Below are 20568 nucleotides of genomic sequence, written 5' to 3' on the forward strand. Positions count from 1 at the left end.
AAGCGCGTCGGCTGAAGCTGGGACCACCGGTCAGAACACCGGAAACCTGGCGACCGCACCCGGCGCGCTCCCCTCGCTTGCCTCACGGCACGAGGGGTTTTTTGTTGCACGGGTGCCGGTTCAGAACCGCCGCCAACCGCCCGACACACACGTAAGACCCTGCATAACCCTCGCAAAAACCCTCAGCATCGAGAAGAGAATGCCGATGACCGAGCAGGCCACCGGGGCCAGCCAGCCGCAGCCGCGGCCCCGTTCCGGAGGACAGCAGTCCGCCCCCGTCGAGCACGTCACGGGTGCGAAGTCCCTCATTCGCTCGCTTGAGGAGGTCGGGGTCGACACCGTATTCGGTATCCCCGGCGGCACGATCCTTCCCGCGTACGACCCGATGATGGACTCGAGCCGGGTGCGCCACGTGCTCGTCCGTCACGAGCAGGGTGCGGGCCACGCGGCCACCGGTTACGCGCAGGCCACCGGCAAGGTCGGTGTCTGCATGGCCACTTCGGGCCCGGGTGCGACCAACCTGGTGACGCCGATCGCCGACGCGATGATGGACTCGGTGCCGCTCGTCGCGATCACCGGCCAGGTCGTCTCCAAGGCGATCGGCACGGACGCCTTCCAGGAAGCGGACATCGTCGGCATCACCATGCCGATCACCAAGCACAGCTTCCTGGTCACCAAGGCCGAGGAGATCCCGCAGGCGATCGCCCAGGCGTTCCACATCGCCTCGACCGGCCGCCCCGGCCCGGTCCTCGTGGACATCCCGAAGGACCTCCTGCAGGCGCGGACGACGTTCACCTGGCCGCCGCAGCAGGACCTGCCCGGCTACCGCCCGGTGACCAAGCCGCACGCCAAGCAGATCCGTGAGGCCGCGAAGCTGATCACGAATGCGAAGCGGCCCGTCCTCTACGTCGGTGGCGGCGTCCTCAAGGCGGGTGCCACCGCCGAGCTCAAGATGCTCGCCGAGCTCACCGGAGCGCCCGTCACCACCACCCTGATGGCGCTCGGCGCATTCCCCGACAGCCACCCGCTGCACGTGGGAATGCCGGGCATGCACGGTGCGGTCACCGCCGTCACCGCGCTGCAGAAGGCCGACCTGATCGTCGCCCTCGGAGCCCGCTTCGACGACCGCGTCACCGGCAACCTGGACAGCTTCGCCCCGTTCGCGAAGATCGTCCACGCCGACATCGACCCCGCGGAGATCGGCAAGAACCGCGCCGCCGACGTGCCGATCGTCGGGGACGCCCGCGAGGTCATCGCCGACCTGATCCAGGCGGTCCAGAAGGAGCACAGCGACGGTCACGCCGGCGACTACACCGCCTGGTGGAAGGACCTCAACCGCTGGCGCGAGACGTACCCGCTGGGCTACGACCAGCCCGCGGACGGCTCGCTCTCCCCGCAGCAGGTCATCGAGCGCATCGGCCAACTCGCCCCCGCGGACACGATCTTCGCGGCGGGCGTGGGCCAGCACCAGATGTGGGCCGCGCACTACATCCAGTACGAGAAGCCGGCCACCTGGCTGAACTCGGGCGGCGCCGGGACCATGGGCTACTCGGTGCCCGCCGCGATGGGCGCCAAGGCCGGCGCGCCGGGCCAGACGGTCTGGGCGATCGACGGCGACGGCTGCTTCCAGATGACCAATCAGGAGCTGACCACCTGCGCCCTGAACAACATCCCGATCAAGGTCGCCATCATCAACAACGGCGCCCTCGGGATGGTCCGCCAGTGGCAGACGCTGTTCTACAACCAGCGCTACTCGAACACCGTGCTGCACGCGGGCCCGGACGGCGAGACCCCGCCCAACAAGGGCACCCGCATCCCGGACTTCGTGAAGCTGAGCGAGGCCATGGGCTGCTACGCCATCCGCTGTGAGCGCCCCGAGGACCTCGACAAGTGCATCGAGGAGGCGAACTCGATCAACGACCGCCCGGTCGTGGTCGACTTCATCGTCCACGAGGACGCCATGGTGTGGCCGATGGTCGCCGCCGGCACCTCCAACGACGAGATCATGGCCGCTCGGGACGTCCGCCCCGACTTCGGCGACAGCGAAGACGACTGAGACGCAGAGAGAGACCACGAGATATGTCCAAGCACACGCTCTCCGTCCTGGTCGAGAACAAGCCCGGTGTCCTCGCCCGGATCACCGCCCTCTTCTCGCGCCGCGGCTTCAACATCGACTCGCTCGCCGTCGGCGTCACCGAGCACCCCGACATCTCGCGCATCACCATCGTCGTGAATGTCGAATCGCTCCCGCTCGAACAGGTCACGAAGCAGCTCAACAAGCTGGTCAACGTCCTGAAGATCGTCGAGCTGGAGCCCGACGCGGCCGTGGCCCGCGAGCTGGTGCTCGCCAAGGTCCGCGCCGACAACGAGACGCGCTCGCAGATCGTCGAGATCGTCCAGCTGTTCCGCGCCAAGACCGTGGACGTCTCCCCGGAGGCCGTCACCATCGAGGCCACCGGATCCAGCGACAAGCTCGAGGCGATGCTCAAGATGCTGGAACCCTTCGGCATCAAGGAGCTCGTCCAGTCGGGCACCATCGCGGTCGGCCGCGGCTCGCGCTCCATCACCGACCGGAGCCTGCGGGCGCTCGACCGCACCGCGTGACCGCGCAGCACTCCTGCGCGCCCCTCTCGCATAGCGAGACCTGAAATCTTTCCTTCCGCACCCCGCCGTACGGTGGGACGCAGAACCAGCAATACCGCAAACGAGGAGAACCCCAGTGGCCGAGCTGTTCTACGACGACGATGCCGACCTGTCCATCATCCAGAACCGCAAGGTCGCGGTGATCGGTTACGGCTCCCAGGGCCACGCCCACGCGCTCTCGCTGCGCGACTCGGGTGTCGACGTCCGTGTCGGTCTGCACGAGGGCTCCAAGTCCAAGGCGAAGGCTGAGGAGCAGGGCCTGCGCGTGGTCACCCCGTCCGAGGCCGCGGCCGAGGCCGACGTCATCATGATCCTCGTCCCGGACCCGATCCAGGGCCAGGTCTACGAGGAGACCATCGCGCCGAACCTGAAGGACGGCGACGCGCTGTTCTTCGGCCACGGCCTGAACATCCGCTACGGCTTCATCAAGCCCCCGGCCGGCGTGGACGTCTGCATGGTCGCCCCGAAGGGCCCGGGCCACCTCGTGCGCCGTCAGTACGAGGAGGGTCGCGGCGTTCCGTGCATCGCGGCCGTCGAGCAGGACGCCACCGGCAAGGGCTTCGAGCTGGCCCTCTCCTACGCGAAGGGCATCGGCGGCACGCGCGCCGGCGTCATCAAGACGACCTTCACCGAGGAGACCGAGACCGACCTGTTCGGTGAGCAGGCCGTCCTCTGTGGTGGTACCGCTGCGCTGGTCAAGGCCGGTTTCGAGACGCTGACCGAGGCCGGTTACCAGCCGGAGATCGCGTACTTCGAGTGCCTGCACGAGCTGAAGCTCATCGTCGACCTCATGTACGAGGGCGGCCTGGAGAAGATGCGCTGGTCGGTCTCCGAGACCGCCGAGTGGGGCGACTACGTCACCGGCCCGCGGATCATCACGGACGCCACCAAGGCCGAGATGAAGAAGGTCCTCGCCGAGATCCAGGACGGCACGTTCGCCAAGAACTGGATGGACGAGTACCACGGCGGTCTGAAGAAGTACAACGAGTACAAGACCCAGGACGAGTCCAGCCTCCTGGCGACCACCGGCAAGGAGCTGCGCAAGCTCATGAGCTGGGTGAACGACGACGAGGCGTAAGCCTCCGGACAATGGGCCGCGGTGGACGCCGCGGCCCGTTGTCCATTCCGTCCAGCCTCGGACGAGTGATCCTTCCAGGGAGGCGTAAGCACGGCTCCCTGGCGGCACTACACTGCTGAACACATTCGCGTTGGGCCCACAGCGTCGTGCGTCTTAATCGCGGCAAGCACCCTCCACCGCCTGCGGCCGTCGGGACGGCCGTCCGCATTGGACCTGTGAGGACTCACGTGAGCACTGCTGCCAACGGCAAACCCGTCGTACTCATCGCCGAAGAGCTGTCGCCTGCGACGGTCGACGCCCTGGGCCCGGACTTCGAGATCCGCCAGTGCAACGGCGCGGACCGGGCGGCCCTGCTGCCCGCCATCGCCGACGTCGACGCGATCCTGATCCGCTCGGCCACCAAGGTCGACGCCGAGGCGATCGCCGCCGCGAAGAAGCTGAAGGTCGTCGCACGAGCCGGCGTCGGCCTCGACAACGTGGACGTGTCCGCCGCCACCAAGGCCGGCGTGATGGTCGTCAACGCGCCGACCTCGAACATCGTGACCGCCGCCGAGCTGGCCTGCGGCCTGCTCATCGCGACCGCGCGCAACATCCCGCAGGGCTCGCAGGCCCTCAAGGGCGGCGAGTGGAAGCGCAGCAAGTACACGGGCGTCGAGCTCGCGGAGAAGACCCTCGGTGTCGTCGGCCTCGGCCGCATCGGCGCGCTCGTCGCGCAGCGCATGTCCGCCTTCGGCATGAAGGTCGTCGCGTACGACCCGTACGTGCAGCCCGCGCGCGCCGCGCAGATGGGCGTGAAGGTCCTCTCCCTCGACGAGCTGCTCGAGGTCTCGGACTTCATCACCGTGCACCTCCCGAAGACCCCGGAGACCCTCGGTCTCATCGGTGACGAGGCGCTGCACAAGGTCAAGCCGAACGTGCGCATCGTCAACGCCGCGCGCGGCGGGATCGTCGACGAGGAAGCGCTGTACTCGGCGATCAAGGAGGGCCGCGTCGCCGGCGCCGGTCTCGACGTGTACGCGAAGGAGCCCTGCACGGACTCCCCGCTGTTCCAGTTCGACCAGGTCGTCTGCACCCCGCACCTCGGCGCCTCCACGGACGAGGCGCAGGAGAAGGCGGGCGTCGCCGTCGCCAAGTCGGTGCGCCTCGCGCTCTCCGGCGAGCTCGTGCCGGACGCGGTGAACGTCCAGGGCGGCGTCATCGCCGAGGACGTCAAGCCGGGCCTGCCCCTCGCGGAGCGCCTCGGCCGGATCTTCACCGCCCTCGCGGGCGAGGTCGCGGCCCGCCTCGACGTCGAGGTGTACGGCGAGATCACCCAGCACGACGTGAAGGTGCTCGAACTCTCCGCGCTCAAGGGCGTGTTCGAGGACGTCGTCGACGAGACGGTGTCGTACGTCAACGCCCCGCTGTTCGCGCAGGAGCGCGGCGTCGAGGTCCGCCTCACCACGTCCTCCGAGTCGCCCGACCACCGCAACGTCGTCACGGTGCGCGGCACCCTCGGCAACGGCCAGGAGGTCTCGGTCTCCGGCACGCTCGCGGGCCCGAAGCACCTGCAGAAGATCGTCGCGGTCAACGAGTACGACGTGGACCTGGCGCTCGCCGACCACATGGTCGTCCTGCGCTACGAGGACCGTCCGGGCGTCGTCGGCACGGTGGGCCGTGTCCTCGGTGAGGCGGGCATCAACATCGGCGGCATGCAGGTCTCGCGCGCCGACGTCGGCGGCGAGGCCCTCGCGGTCCTGACCGTGGACGACACGGTGCCGCAGTCGGTGCTGAACGAGCTGTCCGCCGAGATCGGCGCGACCTCGGCGCGGTCGGTCAACCTCGTCTGAGGTTCCTGGGCCGAGTTTGCTGGTCTGATTAGTACGAGGGCCGGGTCACCCACGGGTGACCCGGCCCTCGCGTTTCAGGACGCCTCCGGCTCGATCAGGCCCTCGCGGTACGCGATGCCCACCGCCTCGGTGCGGCTCGCGGCGCCCAGCTTGGCGAGGATGTTCGAGACGTGGACGCTCGCGGTCTTGCCGCTGATGAACAGCTCCTCGCCGATCTGGCGGTTGGTGCGCCCCCGGCCGAGCAGGCGCAGCACGTCGCTCTCCCGGGCGGTCAGCGCGGCGATACGGTCCCCGGCGGCCGGGGCGTCGGCGAGGCGGCCCCGCCTGATCAGGGTGTCCAGGGCCTCGCGCAGCGGCTCGGCGCTGAGCCGTACGGCCGCGTCCCGGGCCGCGTACGCCTGCTCGGCGGCCTCCTCGCGGCGGTCCGCCGTGAGCAGGGCCTCGGCCAACCGCCGCCGGCAGCGGGCCAGTTCGTACGGCTCGCCGTAGTCGAACGCCGTCACGGCCCGCTCCCAGGTCGCGACGTCGGGGCCGGTCGCGGCGCGCACCCGCTCGGCCTCGGCGCGGGCCAGCCAGGCCAGGCCCTCGGGGCCCTGCTCCGTGCCGTCCTCGCCGTGGGCCGCCGTGTCGCGGGCCAGCTCCACCAGCTCGGTCGCGGTCACCGCCCAGCGCTCCGAGCCCGCCGTGTCGCCGGAGAGCCGGGCCTCCTCCGCCGCGTCCGCGACCGCCGCCAGGGCAAGCGCGGCGAGCCGCACCACGGCGTCGGGCCGCGTGCCGCCCGAGACGTCGGTGAGCGACTCGACCGACGCGTGCATCTGTCGTACGCATTCCTCGGCGTCGCCGCGCAGTGCGGCCGCGTCGGTCAGCACGATCGCGGCGACGAGCGCCGCCATCCAGTCGAAGTGATGGTCGAGCAGCCCCCGGGCCCCGGTGACGGCCGCGTCGTACGCGCCGCGGGCCAGGGCCACGTACAGCGCGGGCGCGATCGCGAACCCGCCTGCGGGCGGCAGCAGTTCGGTGTCGGCGACGGCAGCTCGCGCGCATTCGTCCCAGCGGCCCAGCGTGTAGAGCAGCAGGGACTGCAGGTAGCGCAGTTCCAGGGCGTACGGCGAGGTGAGGAGCCCGCCGCGGCGGGCGAGGTCGAGGCCGTCGGCGATCCAGGGCAGGCAGGCGTCCAGGTCGCCGGACTCGTAACAGCCGATGGCGAGGTTGTAGAGGGCCCGCATCTCCACCGGGAGGTTCCCGGCGCCGCCGGCCAGCCCACGGGCGTCGACCAGTCGGTCCCGGCCCTGCCGCGTACGCCGGTTGTGCGCCTCAAGGCCGACCAGCGAGATCATCAAGTCGGCCCGGGCGTCGGGCAGTTCAAGTCGCTCGGCGATGCCGAGCGCCTGTCGGGCGACGCGCTCGGCGTCCTCGTTCCTGCCCACGTGCCGCGCGGCCATGACATGGGTCGAGGCCGCCCACACCCAGGTGCCCGAGGGCGGCTCGGCCGGGATCAGGGCCAGCGCCTCGCTGCTGTACGTGAACGCGGCTTCCAGGTGGTCGATCCGGATCAGGTTGCCCGCGAGGGTGTAGCGCACGCGCGCCGCGAGCTCGGAGTCGGCGTCGGAGCCGGCCCGGGCGAGCGCGGAGCGGGTGAGCTGGACCGCGCGATGAGGGTCGCCCGCGCGGGCGGCGGCGGCCGAGGCGCGCAGGGTGAGGGTGGCCGTGTCGTCGGCCTCGGGGCGCGCGGACGCGTCCACCACGGCCCACAGTTCGAGCGCGGTCTCCAGGTGCCGCAGCTCCTCGGCGGGCGCGCCGACGCGCTGGGCGTGGTCGGCGGCCTCGAGGGAGGCGGCGAGGGCGTCGGCCAGGTCGTGGCTCTCGCGCGAGTGGTGGGCGCGCTCCGCCGCGCTCTGCGGTGAACGGCCCTCGCCCGCGAGGAGCGCGGCGAACCGCCCGTGCAGCCTGACCCGTTCACCGGGCAGCAGATCCGCGTACACGGCCTCGCGGGTGAGGGCGTGCCGGAACGAGTACGTCGCGTCGTCGCCCGGCACGAGGAGCTGGCGCCCGACGGCCTCGCGCAGCGCCGACTCCAGCTCCTCCTCCGGCAGTTGAACGGCGGACCGCAGCAGCTCGTGCCCGACCCGGCGGCCCGCGACGGCCGCCGTGCGCAGCACCTGCTGGGCGGTCTCGGTGAGTTGCTCGATCCGGATGAGCAGCACGTCGGCCAGGCCGCTGGGCATGGTGGGGGAGTCGGCCCCCTCGTCGTCGCCGGGCAGCGCGGCGAGCAACTCCTCGGCGTAGAAGGCGTTTCCCTCGGCGCTCTCGACGATGCGGCGGACCGTGCTGTCGGGCACGGGTCCTGTGCGGCGGGCGCGTACGAGGCGGGCCATGTCCGTGTCGGCCATCGGACGCAGGTCGAGACGGTCGACGGCGGGCAGCCTGATCAGCTCGGCGAGCAGTGGCCGCAGGGGGTGGCGGCGGTGCAGGTCGTCCGCGCGGTACGAGGCGAAGACGGCGAGGCGGCGGGGCGGGCCGCCCGGCGCGGGCCGTTGCAGGACGCCCCGGCTGAGCAGGAAGCGGAGCAGGTCGCGGGAGGACTGGTCGGCCCAGTGGAGGTCCTCGACGACCAGGAGGAGCGGGGTCAGGTCGGCCAGGTCGGCGAGGAGCCCCGCGACGCCCTCGAAGAGCTGGAGGCGGCTGCCGGGGTCGGGCGCGGGTCCCGCCCCCGAGGCCGCGCCGATGAGCCGGTCCACCGCCGGGTACGCGGCGAAGGCCGGGGCGAGCCGCTCGTCGGCGGCCGCCGCGCCGAGGATCTCCGTGAACGGGAGGTACGGCAGACCCACGTCGCCGAGGTCCACGCAGTGGCCGGTGAGGACGGTCAGGCCGGTGGCGGCGGCGTGTGCCGCGGCCTCCGTCAGCGCCCGGGTCTTGCCGACGCCGGCGTCCCCGGCGACCAGGACGGCGCGCGGGTCGCCGGCCGCGGCCCGCTCCAGGACGCCGGTGAGCCGGGCGAGTTCGTCCGCCCGGCCGATGAACGGCGTATCGAATGTCTGAGCCACGGGGCCATCCTGGCACGGTCCGGCGGCGTCATCCCTGGCTACAGGCTTCCGGCTTCCGGCCTCCCTGTGCGGCGATGCCGGGCGGGCCGGAGTGTTCCGGTCCGCCCGGCATCGCGTGGTGACCGGCTGGTGGCTGTCGGAGCGGTCAGAGCCGTGAGGCTGTCGGCGTCGTCAGACCGTCGCCTTCTCGTCCGGCGCCGCCGCGGGGGCCCCGGCCTCGTGGTCCGCCGTGTCCTCGCGCACCGTCACCTTGCGCAGGGTCGTCACGGAGAGGACCGCGGCGGCCAGGAGCACGACCGCCCCCGCGATCGCCGCCGCCTGCATGCCGTTGGTGAAGGCCTCCCGTGCGGCGGCCGTCAGGGCCCGGCCCGCGTCGCCCGGCAGCTGCCCGGCGACCGCGAGGGCGCCGCCCAGCGTCTCGTGGGCCGCGGCGGGGGCGTCGGCGGGGACGCCGTGGCGGTAGACGGCCGTGCCGATGGAGCCGAGGACCGCCATGCCGAGGGCGCCGCCGAACTCGGCTCCCGTCTCCAACAGGGACGCGGCGGAGCCGGAGTTGGCGGTCGGGACGGTGCCGAGCGCCAGGTCCATCATCTGGGACATCACGGTGACGATGCCGGAAGCGAGGACGCCGGCGCCGGCCAGGACCAGCCAGAGCGAGTCGGTGCCGGTGAAGGCCAGCAGCGCGTATCCGCAGGCGGCGACGGTGAAGCCGCCGGCGACGACATGGGCGCGGTGCACGCCCTTCGCGACGAGCTGCGCGGCGACGGGGGCCGCCACGCCGACCATGACCGTGGGGAGCAGCGACCAGAGCGCGGCCGCCATGGAGCTCTTGCCGAGCACGGACTGCAGGTACTGGGTGGTGAAGTACGCCGAGCCCATCATGCCGAAGGACGAGACGAGGTTCAGGACGACGCCGGGGGCGAAGCCGCGGCCGCGGAACAGGGCGGGGGAGATCAGCGGGGACTTGACGGTGCGCTGGCGGTGCACGAACAGGGCGGCGAACAGCAGCCCCACGGTGATCGAGAGGACGTACCGCACGTTCCAGCCCTCGGACGGGATCTCCTTGATGCCGTAGATGACGGGCAGCACGGCGGCCATCGACAGCGGCACGCTCAGCAGGTCGAAGCGGCCGGGCTCCGGGTTCTTGGACTCCGGCAGCAGGACCGGGCCGAGGACCAGGAGCAGCACCATCGCGGGCAGGTTGACCAGGAAGACCGAGCCCCACCAGAAGTGCTCGACGAGGATGCCGCTCATCACCGAGCCGAGCGCGATGCCGCCGGTCATGACGCCGGACCACATGCCGATCGCCTTCACACGCTGGCCGGGGTCGGTGAACATCGTGCGGACGATCGCCATGGTCGACGGCATGAGCGTCGCGCCGCCGACGCCGAGGAGCGCGCGGGCGGCGATGAGCGTCTCGGCGCTGTTCGCGTACGCGGCGAGGACGGAGGCGGTGCCGAAGGCGGCGGCGCCGAACAGGAGCAGCTTGCGGCGCCCGATGCGGTCGCCGAGCGAGCCCATCGTCATCAGCAGGCCGGCGAGCACGAACGCGTAGATGTCGAAGATCCACAGCTGCTGGGTGCCGCTCGGCTCCAGGTCGGCGCTGATCTGGGGGATCGCGAAGTAGAGGACGGAGACGTCCATCGAGACCAGGAGCAGCGGAAGCATCAGCACGCCGAGGGCGGTCCACTCGCGGCGCCCCGCAAGGGTTTCGGCGGGTGGGGTGGTGCTCGTCGGGTTCGTCATGGCAGGAACTGTACGAGCGTCTTAAACGGTTGTCTAGTACGTTTGTGTAAGACGGTCGTCATGGACGGTCGTCATGGACGGTCGTCATGGACGGTCGTGTAAGACAGTCGTTTAAGACAGCCGTCTGGAATCTGGGTAGGGTGGGGCCATGGGACACCGCGAAGATCTGCTCGAAGGCGCCAAGCGCTGCCTTCTGGAGAAGGGGTTCGCGCGCACGACGGCGCGCGACATCGTCAAGGAGTCCGGGGCGAACCTGGCGTCGATCGGCTACCACTACGGGTCGAAGGACGCGCTGCTCGCGCAGGCCTACCTCGCCCTGGTGGAGGAGTCGTCCGACGTCTTCGACCAGGGCGGTTTCAAGGCCCCGGCCGGTTCGCTGGAGCGCTTCCAGGAGGTCTGGGGGAACGTCATCGAGAGCCTGGGCAAGCCCGACTCCATGTGGTACCTGGGCATGGAACTCGTGGTGCTGGGCGACAAGTTGCCCGCCGTGCGGGAGATCGTGGGCAAGGCGCAGAGCGAGGGCGGCCGCGGGACCATCCCCATGTTCATGGGTGGCGAGGAGCCGCCTGCCGACCACCCCGCCGTCGACACTCTCGGCAAGCTCTACATGACGCTGATGACCGGGCTCATCGCCGAGTACATGCTCGACCCGGAGAGCGCGCCCAGCGCCGAGGAGCTCACCGAGGGGATGCGTCGGTTGATCACGGCCGCGCAGGCCACGGAGTCCTCACAGTCGTGACGCCTTCAACCCCATGTGCAGCAGCAGCCGGTCCTCGCCCTCGTCCAGGTCGAGGCCGGTGAGCTGTTCCACCCGTGACAGGCGGTAGTACAGCGTCTGGCGGTGGATGCCGAGGGCCGCGGCCGTGCGGCCCGCCTGGCCCGCGCAGTCGAGGAACACCTCGGCGGTGCGCGCCAGTTGACGGTGGGTGGGGGAGAGCAGGGGCGCGACCGCGGGGTCGTGCGCGGCCTCCGCGGGGAGCGCGGTCAGCAGCCGGTACGGGCCGATCGACGACCACTGCGCGTCGGGGCCGAGGTGCGGGTCGGCCAGCGCCGCGCGCGCCGCGGCCGTCGCCTCCTGCCAGGCCGTGGCCAGTTCGGCGAGGTCGTCACGCGCGGCGCCGACGCCCGCCGCCACCGGGGAACCCGCGCGGGCGCGCAGCTTCGCCGCCGCGGTCAGCGCGGGCTCCAGGGCCTCGCGCGAGCGCAGCCGCACCAGCAGGGCGAGGCACTGGCCCGTCACCCCCCACGGAACCGTGCACAGCGCGTCCGCCGCCGGGACGGTGCGTACCGAAGGAGCGTCGTCGGGGTCCGCCGACGGCCACGGTGCGACGCAGACCACCGTGTGCAGGCCGGGCGCCCGGTCACCGAGCGCCGTGCGCAGCGCCGCCACCGCCATGTCCCGCTGCCAGCCCCGCTCCGCCGTGAGCACGGAGTGGAACTCGCGGGTCAGGTCCGCGCCCGCCTGCGCCTCGTCGGTGAGCTGCGCGCCGATCCGGCCCGCCACCGCCATCGCCGCATCGAGCTGCTCCTCCGTGGGACCCGGATCGTCGTCGAGCAGCCATACGTAGCCGAGGACGAAACCGTGATGGCGTACGGGCAGACAGATGCGGCCGCGGTAGACGCCGGCCTCCGGGGTCGCCGGGATCCGGACCGGCTCCTTGGCGCTCGCGATGCCGAAGCCCTCGAACCAGGAGCGGACCGCCGAGGTCGAGCCGCGCGTCAGGATCGAGCGCGTGCGCACCGGGTCGAGCGCCGCCTCGTCGAAGCCGTCGGTGTCGTCGTCGGCGCTGGCCTGGGCGCCGAAGGCGATGAGGCGGAAGTCGCGGTTCTCGAGGGTCGCCGGGGCGCCGAGCAGCGCCGAGATCTCGTCGACCAGCTCCTGGTAATCACCTTTCACCCCGCCATTCTCACCCATCACGGACCCCTCTTCATACAGATGTCTGAGGTGGGGGCCACAGATGCGTGACAGGTGTCGATGGCACAGGATCGGAGGGATCCTTAGATTTCTGAGTGGTTCTCCGTGCCGTCCCGTTACGCACGGAAATGGACCTTTTGACGTACTGAATCAGTGGTCCGTTCCCACCCGCTCTCAACTCGTGATCCGTGGAGGTGCCCCGTGCTGGCTCCCTTGATCCTCGCCGCGTCGCGCAGCGACAAGATGCGCGCTTTCGTGTCGGCGGCGCCGGGCACCAAGCAGGTCGTCGACCGCTTCATCGCCGGTGAGTCGGTCGACGACGTCGTGCCGATCATCGAGGACGCCGCCGCCAAGGGACTCGAGGTCACGCTCGACGTCGTCGGTGAGGACATCACCACCGTCGCGCAGTCGCAGGCCGCGCGCGACGCCTATCTGGACCTGGTCGAGCGCCTGAAGGACCTGGGCCTCGGCACGAAGGCCGAGATGTCCGTGAAGCTGTCGATGTTCGGCCAGGCGCTGGAGGGCGGCCACGAGCTGGCCCTCGCCAACGTACGGCCCGTCGTCGAGGCCGCCGCGAAGATCGGCACCACGGTCACGCTCGACGCCGAGGACCACACCACCCTCGACTCGATGTTCGCCATCCACGAGGAGCTGCGGAAGGACTTCCCGCAGACAGGCTGCGTCATCCAGGCGTACCTGTTCCGCACCGAGGACGACGCCCGCCGCCTCGCCGCCGCCGGCAGCCGCGTGCGCATCGTGAAGGGCGCCTACAAGGAGCCCGCCGAGGTCGCGTACCAGGACAAGGCCGAGATCGACAAGGCGTACGTGCGGATCATGCGCATCCTCATGGAGGGCGCCGGGTACCCGATGATCGGGTCCCACGACCCGCGGCTCGTGGCCATCGCCCAGGAGCTCGCGCGGCAGGCCGGGCGCAAGCTGGACGAGTACGAGTTCCAGATGCTGTACGGGATCCGCAGCGACGAGCACCTGCGGCTCGCCGCCGAGGGGCACCGGATGCGTGTCTACACCGCGTACGGCACCGACTGGTACGGATACTTCATGCGCCGCCTCGCGGAGAAGCCGGCCAACCTTCTCTTCTTCGCCCGCTCGGTCCTCACCAAGGGCTGACCCCCAGGGCCGAACCCCAGGGCTGACCCTCTGGGCACGACCCAACCAAGCTTCCCGTTCCGTCCCCAACTCCCCGACCCCCGAAGGAGATACGGACCCATGACCCTCGACGCCGTGACCCAGGTCCCCGCCCCGGTCAATGAGCCGGTGCACGGCTACGCCCCCGGTTCCCCGGAGCGCGCCCGCCTGGAGGTCAAGCTCAAGGAGCTGGCCGAGAACCCGATCGAGCTGCCCTGCACCATCGGCGGCGAACGTCGTTTGGGTGGCGGCGAGCGCTTCGACGTCGTGCAGCCGCACAACCACAAGTCCGTCATCGGTACGTACGCCAACGCCACCGAGCAGGACGCCCAGGACGCGGTCGACGCCGCCCTGGCCGCGGCCCCGGCCTGGCGCGCGACGTCCTTCGACGACCGCGCCGCGATCATCCTGCGCGCCGCCGAGCTGCTGTCCACGAAGTGGCGCGAGACGCTGGCCGCCTCGACGATGCTCGGCCAGTCGAAGACCGCGCAGCAGGCCGAGATCGACACTCCCTGTGAGCTCATCGACTTCTGGCGCTTCAACGTCCACTACGCCCGCAACCTGCTCGCCGAGCAGCCGCCGGCGAACTCCACGGGCGTGTGGAACCGCATGGACCACCGCCCGCTGGAGGGCTTCGTCTACGCGATCACGCCGTTCAACTTCACGGCCATCGCGGGCAACCTGCCGACCGCGCCCGCGCTGATGGGCAACGTCGTCGTCTGGAAGCCGTCCCCGACGCAGACCCACGCCGCCGTGCTGCTCCTGCAGCTCCTGGAGGAGGCCGGTCTTCCGAAGGGTGTCATCAACCTGGTGACGGGTGACGGTCTGGCCGTGTCCGAGGTGGCGCTCAACCACCGTGACCTGGCCGGTATCCACTTCACCGGTTCGACCAAGACCTTCCAGCACCTGTGGAAGACGGTCGGCAACAACATCGAGAAGTACCGCACCTACCCGCGTCTCGTCGGCGAGACCGGCGGCAAGGACTTCGTCGTCGCCCACCCGAGCGCCGACCGCGCCGTCCTCAAGACGGCCCTGACCCGTGGCTCCTTCGAGTTCCAGGGCCAGAAGTGCTCCGCGTCGTCGCGTGCGTACATCCCGGCCTCCATCTGGAACTCCGGTTTCAAGGAGGAGTTCGCGGCCGAGGTCGACGGCATCACCATGGGTGACGTCACCGACCTGTCGAACTTCATCGGCGCCGTCATCGACGACCGCGCGTTCGCCAAGAACAAGGCGGCGATCGACCGGGCGAAGTCCGACGAGTCCTGCACGATCGTCGCCGGTGGCACGTACGACGACTCCGTCGGCTACTTCGTGCGTCCGACGGTCGTCGAGTGCTCGGACCCGGCCAACGAGGTGTTCTCCACGGAGTACTTCGGTCCGTTCCTCGCCGTGCACGTCTACGAGGACGACCAGTACGACGCCATGCTGGAGCAGATGGAGTCGGCGTCGGACTACGCGCTGACGGGCTCGGTCATCGCGAACGACCGTGCGGCCGCGGCCCACACGATGGAGAAGCTCCGGTACGCCGCGGGCAACTTCTACATCAACGACAAGTCGACCGGGGCGGTCGTCGGGCAGCAGCCGTTCGGTGGTGGGCGTGCGTCCGGTACGTGTGACAAGGCGGGGGCGCCGCAGAACCTGCAGCGTTGGACGCTGACGCGGGCGATCAAGGAGACGTTGGTTCCGCCGACGGACTACGTGTACCCGCACATGGGCTGAGCGCCTCTGTAGCGGTGCCGCCCCCGGTCGAGGTGTTCCCTCGGTCGGGGGCGGTTCTGCGTGGGCCGGCCCTACGCCACGGGGCTCCGCCCCGGACCCCGCGCCTCAAGCGCCGGCGGGGCTTAGATGGTCAGGACGATTTTGCCCTGGGTGTGGCCCGATGAGCCCAGTTCGTGGGCCTTGGCTGCTTCTTCCAGGGGGAGGGTCGCCGATACGTGGGCGCGGAGGCGGCCCGCGGCCATCAGGGCCGCGACCTTGCGGAGGGTGGCGCCCGAGGGCTGGACCGAGATGGGGGCGAAGCGGACGCCACGGGTCTCGGCGTCCTCCTGAGTGACGCCGGGGTCCCAGAGCATCGCCGAGGCCAGGAGGGCGCCGGGGCGCAGGGTGACCAGGGTGCGTGGGCCGTAGTCGCCGCCGATCAGGTCCAGGGCCACGTCCACGTCACGCAGGGAGTGGGCGAAGTCCGTGGTCGTGTAGTCGATGAGCTCGTCGACGCCGAGTTCGCGCAGGAAGTCGTGCTTGTCGGCGCCCGCGGTACCGATCACGTACGCGCCCTCGGCCTTGGCTATCTGCACCGCCACGTGCCCGACGCCGCCGCCCGCCGCATGGATCAGCACCCGGCGGGCGGGACCGATCTGCCCGATGTCGACGAGCGCGAGCCATGAGGTGAGCGCCGCCGCGGGCAGCGCCGCCGCCTGGATGTGGTCGACATTGCCCGGCTTGGGCGCCAGGTGCTCGGTGCGGATCACGACGTACTCGGCGTAGCCGCCGCCCCGGATCATGGCGAACACCTCGTCGCCCGGCCGGAATTCGGTGACGTCCTGGCCCGCCGACTCGACGACGCCCGAGACGTCCCAGCCGAGCGTGAACGGGGGGTCGCCGAAGAGCGGCGCGTCGCCGGAGCGCGCCGACCGGTCCACCGGGTTCACCCCCACGGCCCGGACCCGGACCAGTACCTCGCCCGCCCGCGGCTCGGGCCGCTCCACCTCCACCACTTCGAGCACCTCGGGTCCGCCGAGCCGGCGCTGACTGATGACGCGCATGGTGGGACTCCTCCCCAGGGTCGGCCCGGCCATCGCGGCCCGGCCGGTACTGGGTCCATCGTGGGACGTGGGCGACGACCGCGCCATGCCGCGGAGAGCGCCATGTCCGGGCGTCGGCGAAAGGTCGGCACCGTAGCACTCTTCGAATCAACTCCCGGGCAGATTCGGGTAGTTGGTGCCATGAGCGGTCCTGGCGGCGGGCGAGGGGCTTTACTGTGACCCGCATCACATGATGCGCCCGCTCGGCAGCAGCAGAAGGGGACCGCCATGAACGCGTGCGATCTGACGGGGCGCAAGGCGCTGGTGACCGGGGGCGCCCAGGGGCTCGGGGCGGCGGCGGCCGAGGCACTCGTGCGCGAGGGTGCCGCCGTCGTCATCGCCGACGTCCAGGAGGACGCGGGCCGCGCGACCGCCGAGAGGCTGCAGAAGTCGGGCGGCGCGGCGACGTTCGTCCCGCTCGACGTGGCCGACGACGAGAGCTGGGAGACGGCCGTCGGCCGCGCCGTGGACGAGCTCGGCGGCCTCGACGTCCTCGTCAACAACGCCGGTGTCGAGATCTCGGGGCTGGTCGTCGACCTCGACCCGCGGGACGTCCGCAGGATGCTCGACGTCAACGTCCTCGGCGTCGCGCTCGGCCTCAAGCACGCCTTCCGGGCGATGCGCCCGGGCGGCAGGGCCGGCCGGGGTGGGGCGGTCGTCAACATCTCGTCGGTGGCCGCGACGATCCCCTTCCCCGGCATCGCCTGCTACGCCGCGACGAAGTCCGCGGTCGACCGGCTGACCCGGGTGGCCGCCCTGGAATCCGGCAGGCTGGGCTACGGCGTGCGGGTCAACTGCCTCTACCCGGGCCTGGTTCCCACCACGATGGGTACCCGCCTCGCCCAGGACATGGAGACCCTGGGACTGTGGCCGAGCGCCGAGGCGGCCGTGGGGGACGTCATCGCGCGGACCCCGCTCGGACGGCTCGGCGAGGCCGCCGACATGGCCGACGCGGTCGTCTTCCTCGCCTCCGACGCCGCCCGCTTCATCACCGGCGCGGGGCTTCCGGTCGACGGGGGCATGGGCATGTGAGGCGGGTGTGGCCCGAGAGCCGATTCCCGATTGTCACGGATTCGGGATCTGTCCATTCTCTCGTGCGGCGTGGAGTTGTGCTCTAAAGTCCCGAAGGCCCCCTCGGTCGACAAAGCTGGCGCAACCATGATGACTTCTCAAGAAGAAATTCGATTCCTTTCGCCGGGCGCGGGCGCAGGCGCGGGTGCGAGCTTCGGAGAAGACGTGCGCCGAGTTTCCGGGGAACTCGCGAGCCATAGCACGGCCGTTCTCTTCTGTTTCCTGCTGCTGACGACGATCGGCGCCGCCGTGGTGCGGCTCTATCTTCAGTCACGGGTGCTCGACTCGCTGCGGACGGTGACCCGCACCCTGCAGGAGGGGTTGCTGCGCCCGCTGCCGGGCCGGGTGGGCGGGCTGCGCACGGAGGTCCGCTACCTGGCGGCGCACCGCGAGGCCCGGATCGGCGGGGACATCTACGACGTCGCCTGCACGCCCTTCGGGGTGCGGCTGCTCATCGGCGACGTGATGGGCAGCGGCATGCCGGCGGTCGGCACCGCCCTGGACACCCTCGGCGCCTACCGTGAACTGGTCCAGTGCGAGGCCCGGTTGACCGTGGTGGCCCAGCGTATGGACGCGGCGCTGGCCCGCCGTGAGCACTGTGAGGACTTCGTCACCGCGCTGCTGCTCGGCACGAACGGCGACGACGGAGAGCTCGAGCTGGTCTGCTGCGGCCACCCGCCGCCCCTGCTGATCCGCGGGCGCCATGCCACCTTCGTGGATCCCCTGCCGCCGTCACCGCCGCTCGGCCTGATCCGGCTGGAGAACGAGTGGTGCCGTTCGAGCACGATGTCCCTCGCCGCGGGCGACCGGCTGCTGCTCTACACCGACGGAGTCACCGAGGCACGGAGCGGCAGCGGTGAGTTCTATCCGCTCGCGGAACGCGCGGTGGCCCTTTACGACCGGGACCCCGGGACATTCCTCGACGCGATCTCGGCGGACCTGATCCGCCATGTGAAGGGGCGACCGAAAGACGATGCCGCGCTCCTTCTGGTCGACTACGGAGATATTCGGGCGGAAGACGGTCAATTTCGGTCGCACAGCCCTCGGTTGAGCCGAGGTTCTCGGGCAGCCCGTATTCCCGGAATTGATGAATACCGCACACGAAGTGATCTGCGCGAGACGAGGTAGTCGTGGCCCACCAGCTGCCGACGGAGCACACCCCTTTCATCGGACGCCGCCGCGAACTCGACCTGTTGCGACAACTGAGTGCGCGCTCCCGGCTGGTGACGGTGACCGGCCTCGGGGGGATCGGCAAGACCCGCCTCGCCCTGCGTGCCGCGGCCGACGTGGCGGACGGGTTCGCCGACGGCGCCTGGTGCGTCGAGCTCCACGAACTCCAGGACCCCGAACTGCTCGTGCACGCGGTCACCACGGCACTGCACGCCACCGACCACACGACCCGGCCCCAGCACGAGGTGCTCACCGGGCACCTCGCCGACAAGCACCTGCTGCTCGTCCTCGACACCTGCGAACACCTCATCGGGGCCTGCGCGGAGCTCGCCGCGCGGCTCCTCGCCGCGGCCCCCGGGCTGCACATCCTCGCCACCAGCAGGCAGCCCCTCGGCCTGTCGGGGGAGGAGATCTTCGCCGTCGCGCCGATGTCCGTCGCGCCCGACGCGGTGCGGCTCTTCATGCAGCGCGCCCACGCCGCCCACCCGGAGTTCCGGCTCACCGCCCGCACCAGGCCGGTCGTGGAGCGCATCTGCGCGCGCCTCGACGGCATTCCGCTCGCGATCGAACTCGCCGCGGGACGGCTGCGCGGCGAGGAGACCGAGGAACTCCTCGCCCTCCTGGAGGACCGCTTCCAGCTCGTCCGCGACGAGCCGGAGTACACCGGCCGGCACAGCACGCTGCGTACGACCATCGGCTGGAGCCACGAACTCTGCCTGCCCGCCGAGCGGTTGCTCTGGGCCCGCCTCTCCGTCTTCGCCGGCAGCTTCTCCCGGGGAGCCGCGGAGAAGGTGTGCGCCGACGCCGCCCTGGAGCGCTCGGCCATCGGCCCCCTGCTCCTGGGACTCGTGGAGAAGTCCCTGCTCGTACGCGAGGACGGCTCCGACGGCGAGAAGTTCAGGCAGCTCGACACCGTCCGGGGCTACGGCGCCGAGTGGCTGCGGCGGCTCGGCGAGGAGCAGCGCGTGCGCGCCCGCCATCTCGCCTGGTGCCAGGAGTTCGCCGTGCAGGGCGAGGCGGTGTGGTTCGGTCCTGGCCAGACCGCCGTGTTCCGCACCACCCGGCGCGCGCACGCACAGCTCCTCGCCGCACTCGACTTCGCCCTGTCGACACCGGGCCACGAACGGGCCGGGGCGCGGCTCGCAGGGACGCTCTGGTTCTACTGGGTCGGCTGCGGGCTCCTCAGCGACGGCCGCTACTGGGTGGACCGCGCGCTCGCCGCGGTCCCGGGGCCGCACCCGGAGCGGCTCAAGGCGCTGTGGGTCGGCGGCTACATCGCCATCCTCCAGGGGGACGCGCGGCCCGCGGCGGTCATGCTCACCGAGTGCCGGGCCGAATCCCTGCGCGCCGATGACGACGCGGCGTACGCGTACGCCACCCACCGTCTGGGGTGCGCCGCGCTGATGCGCGACCAACACGCCACGGCGGAGCGGTACTTCAGGGCGTCCCTGGCCAGCTACGCCGAGCTCGGCGAGCTCGACAGCAACGTCATGATGGCCCGCATCGAGCTGGCCATGGCCCTCGCGTTCCAGGGCGACCTGGCGGCGGCCGTCCCGCTGTGCGAGGAGGCCCGCGCCACCTGCGAGGAGCACGGCGAACGCTGGGCGAAGGCCTACGCCCTCTACGTCCTCGCCTTCGCCGCCTGGGCCGGGGGCCGCAGCGAGGAGGCGACGCGCCTGGCCGGCGACTGCCTGGTCATCAACTACGAGTTCCGCGACCTGGTCGGGGTCGTGCTGCCCGTCGAGGTCATCGCCCTGCTGTGGGCCTCGCGCGGCGACTGCGAGCAGGCGGCCGTGCTGCAGGGCGCCGCGCGCCGGATCTGGGACCGGGTGGGCCTGCCCCTGTTCGGCTCCGTGTACTTCAACGCGCCGCACGACACCGCCGTCGCGCTCGCCCGCGAGACCCTCGGCGACCAGGGGTACGAGGCGGCGTTCGAGCGGGGCGGCGGGCTGGGCCTCGAAGAGGTGGTCGCGCTGGCCCTGGGGCGGACGCAGGAGCCGATGCGGGCCCACTGACGCCCTGGGACTGGGGGGACCGATGGTGCCGATGGGACTGGAGAGGTGGGCCCCGTCTCAGATAGTAGGAAGTCCGAGTAATTGTGGAGACAGAAGCAGAGACCTGTCCT

Annotated in this window: 14 protein-coding genes; 10 read left to right on the forward strand and 4 right to left on the reverse strand. The window is 71.1% G+C overall.

Annotation, left to right across the window (positions count from 1 at the left end; genetic code table 11):
• Window positions 1–205: 205 nt before the first annotated feature.
• The 4 genes from OG746_RS12285 (at window position 206) to serA (ending at window position 5550) form a co-directional block, all read left to right on the forward strand.
• Window positions 206–2056, forward strand: a complete 1851-nt coding sequence (locus OG746_RS12285; RefSeq protein WP_266714395.1) for an acetolactate synthase large subunit — start codon at window positions 206–208, stop codon at window positions 2054–2056.
• 23 nt (window positions 2057–2079) lie between these two features.
• Complete coding sequence (gene ilvN / locus OG746_RS12290; RefSeq protein WP_266714397.1) at window positions 2080–2604, forward strand: acetolactate synthase small subunit; 525 nt, start codon at window positions 2080–2082, stop codon at window positions 2602–2604.
• 115 nt (window positions 2605–2719) lie between these two features.
• The gene (ilvC, locus tag OG746_RS12295) at window positions 2720–3721 is read left to right on the forward strand and encodes a ketol-acid reductoisomerase (RefSeq protein ID WP_266714399.1); all 1002 of its coding nucleotides are present in this window, start codon (window positions 2720–2722) and stop codon (window positions 3719–3721) included.
• A gap of 227 nt (window positions 3722–3948) precedes the next feature.
• Window positions 3949–5550 (forward strand): phosphoglycerate dehydrogenase, encoded by a 1602-nt coding sequence (gene serA, locus OG746_RS12300; protein ID WP_266714401.1) that lies wholly within the window; start codon window positions 3949–3951, stop codon window positions 5548–5550.
• Between the two features lie 74 nt (window positions 5551–5624).
• On the opposite strand, the gene OG746_RS12305 is transcribed toward serA, so the two are convergent.
• Window positions 5625–8594 (reverse strand): helix-turn-helix transcriptional regulator, encoded by a 2970-nt coding sequence (locus OG746_RS12305; RefSeq protein WP_266714403.1) that lies wholly within the window; start codon window positions 8592–8594, stop codon window positions 5625–5627.
• 171 nt (window positions 8595–8765) lie between these two features.
• Window positions 8766–10340: an MFS transporter gene (locus OG746_RS12310; protein ID WP_266714405.1), complete on the reverse strand. Its 1575-nt coding sequence runs from the start codon at window positions 10338–10340 to the stop codon at window positions 8766–8768.
• Between the two features lie 148 nt (window positions 10341–10488).
• Between OG746_RS12310 and OG746_RS12315 the strand changes: the two genes are divergently transcribed.
• Window positions 10489–11079, forward strand: coding sequence for a TetR/AcrR family transcriptional regulator (locus OG746_RS12315; RefSeq protein ID WP_266714407.1), 591 nt, complete (start codon window positions 10489–10491; stop codon window positions 11077–11079).
• Here OG746_RS12315 and OG746_RS12320 read toward each other — a convergent pair.
• Window positions 11068–12255, reverse strand: a complete 1188-nt coding sequence (locus tag OG746_RS12320) for a PucR family transcriptional regulator (RefSeq protein ID WP_266714409.1) — start codon at window positions 12253–12255, stop codon at window positions 11068–11070. The two genes, OG746_RS12315 and OG746_RS12320, sit on opposite strands and share 12 nt — an antisense overlap.
• A 201-nt stretch (window positions 12256–12456) precedes the next feature.
• Here OG746_RS12320 and OG746_RS12325 point away from each other — a divergent pair, with 201 nt between their 5' ends.
• Window positions 12457–13383, forward strand: a complete 927-nt coding sequence (locus OG746_RS12325; RefSeq protein ID WP_266714411.1) for a proline dehydrogenase family protein — start codon at window positions 12457–12459, stop codon at window positions 13381–13383.
• A gap of 99 nt (window positions 13384–13482) precedes the next feature.
• Window positions 13483–15120 carry an L-glutamate gamma-semialdehyde dehydrogenase gene (pruA, locus tag OG746_RS12330; protein ID WP_266714413.1) on the forward strand — a complete coding sequence of 546 codons (1638 nt, stop codon included), beginning with the start codon at window positions 13483–13485 and terminating at the stop codon, window positions 15118–15120.
• 122 nt (window positions 15121–15242) lie between these two features.
• Here pruA and OG746_RS12335 read toward each other — a convergent pair whose 3' ends face one another.
• Complete coding sequence (locus tag OG746_RS12335; RefSeq protein WP_266714415.1) at window positions 15243–16163, reverse strand: NADP-dependent oxidoreductase; 921 nt, start codon at window positions 16161–16163, stop codon at window positions 15243–15245.
• A gap of 267 nt (window positions 16164–16430) precedes the next feature.
• Between OG746_RS12335 and OG746_RS12340 the strand changes: the two genes are divergently transcribed.
• The 3 genes from OG746_RS12340 (at window position 16431) to OG746_RS12350 (ending at window position 20458) form a co-directional block, all read left to right on the forward strand.
• Window positions 16431–17234 (forward strand): SDR family NAD(P)-dependent oxidoreductase, encoded by an 804-nt coding sequence (locus OG746_RS12340; protein ID WP_266714417.1) that lies wholly within the window; start codon window positions 16431–16433, stop codon window positions 17232–17234.
• 69 nt (window positions 17235–17303) lie between these two features.
• Window positions 17304–18401: a PP2C family protein-serine/threonine phosphatase gene (locus OG746_RS12345; RefSeq protein ID WP_266714419.1), complete on the forward strand. Its 1098-nt coding sequence runs from the start codon at window positions 17304–17306 to the stop codon at window positions 18399–18401.
• 2 nt (window positions 18402–18403) lie between these two features.
• The gene (locus tag OG746_RS12350; protein ID WP_266714421.1) at window positions 18404–20458 is read left to right on the forward strand and encodes an ATP-binding protein; all 2055 of its coding nucleotides are present in this window, start codon (window positions 18404–18406) and stop codon (window positions 20456–20458) included.
• Window positions 20459–20568 lie beyond the last annotated feature (110 nt).

Source organism: Streptomyces sp. NBC_01016, from assembly GCF_026341035.1.
Classification (GTDB): Bacteria; Actinomycetota; Actinomycetes; order Streptomycetales; family Streptomycetaceae; genus Streptomyces.

Coding starts and splice junctions, on each gene's coding strand:
- OG746_RS12320 (WP_266714409.1), bottom strand. CDS start 12,255: ATGGGTGAGAATGGCGGGGTGAAAGGTGATTACCAGGAGCTGGTCGAC.
- OG746_RS12310 (WP_266714405.1), bottom strand. CDS start 10,340: ATGACGAACCCGACGAGCACCACCCCACCCGCCGAAACCCTTGCGGGG.
- OG746_RS12285 (WP_266714395.1), top strand. CDS start 206: ATGACCGAGCAGGCCACCGGGGCCAGCCAGCCGCAGCCGCGGCCCCGT.
- pruA (WP_266714413.1), top strand. CDS start 13,483: ATGACCCTCGACGCCGTGACCCAGGTCCCCGCCCCGGTCAATGAGCCG.
- OG746_RS12315 (WP_266714407.1), top strand. CDS start 10,489: ATGGGACACCGCGAAGATCTGCTCGAAGGCGCCAAGCGCTGCCTTCTG.
- OG746_RS12335 (WP_266714415.1), bottom strand. CDS start 16,163: ATGCGCGTCATCAGTCAGCGCCGGCTCGGCGGACCCGAGGTGCTCGAA.
- ilvN (WP_266714397.1), top strand. CDS start 2,080: ATGTCCAAGCACACGCTCTCCGTCCTGGTCGAGAACAAGCCCGGTGTC.
- OG746_RS12340 (WP_266714417.1), top strand. CDS start 16,431: ATGAACGCGTGCGATCTGACGGGGCGCAAGGCGCTGGTGACCGGGGGC.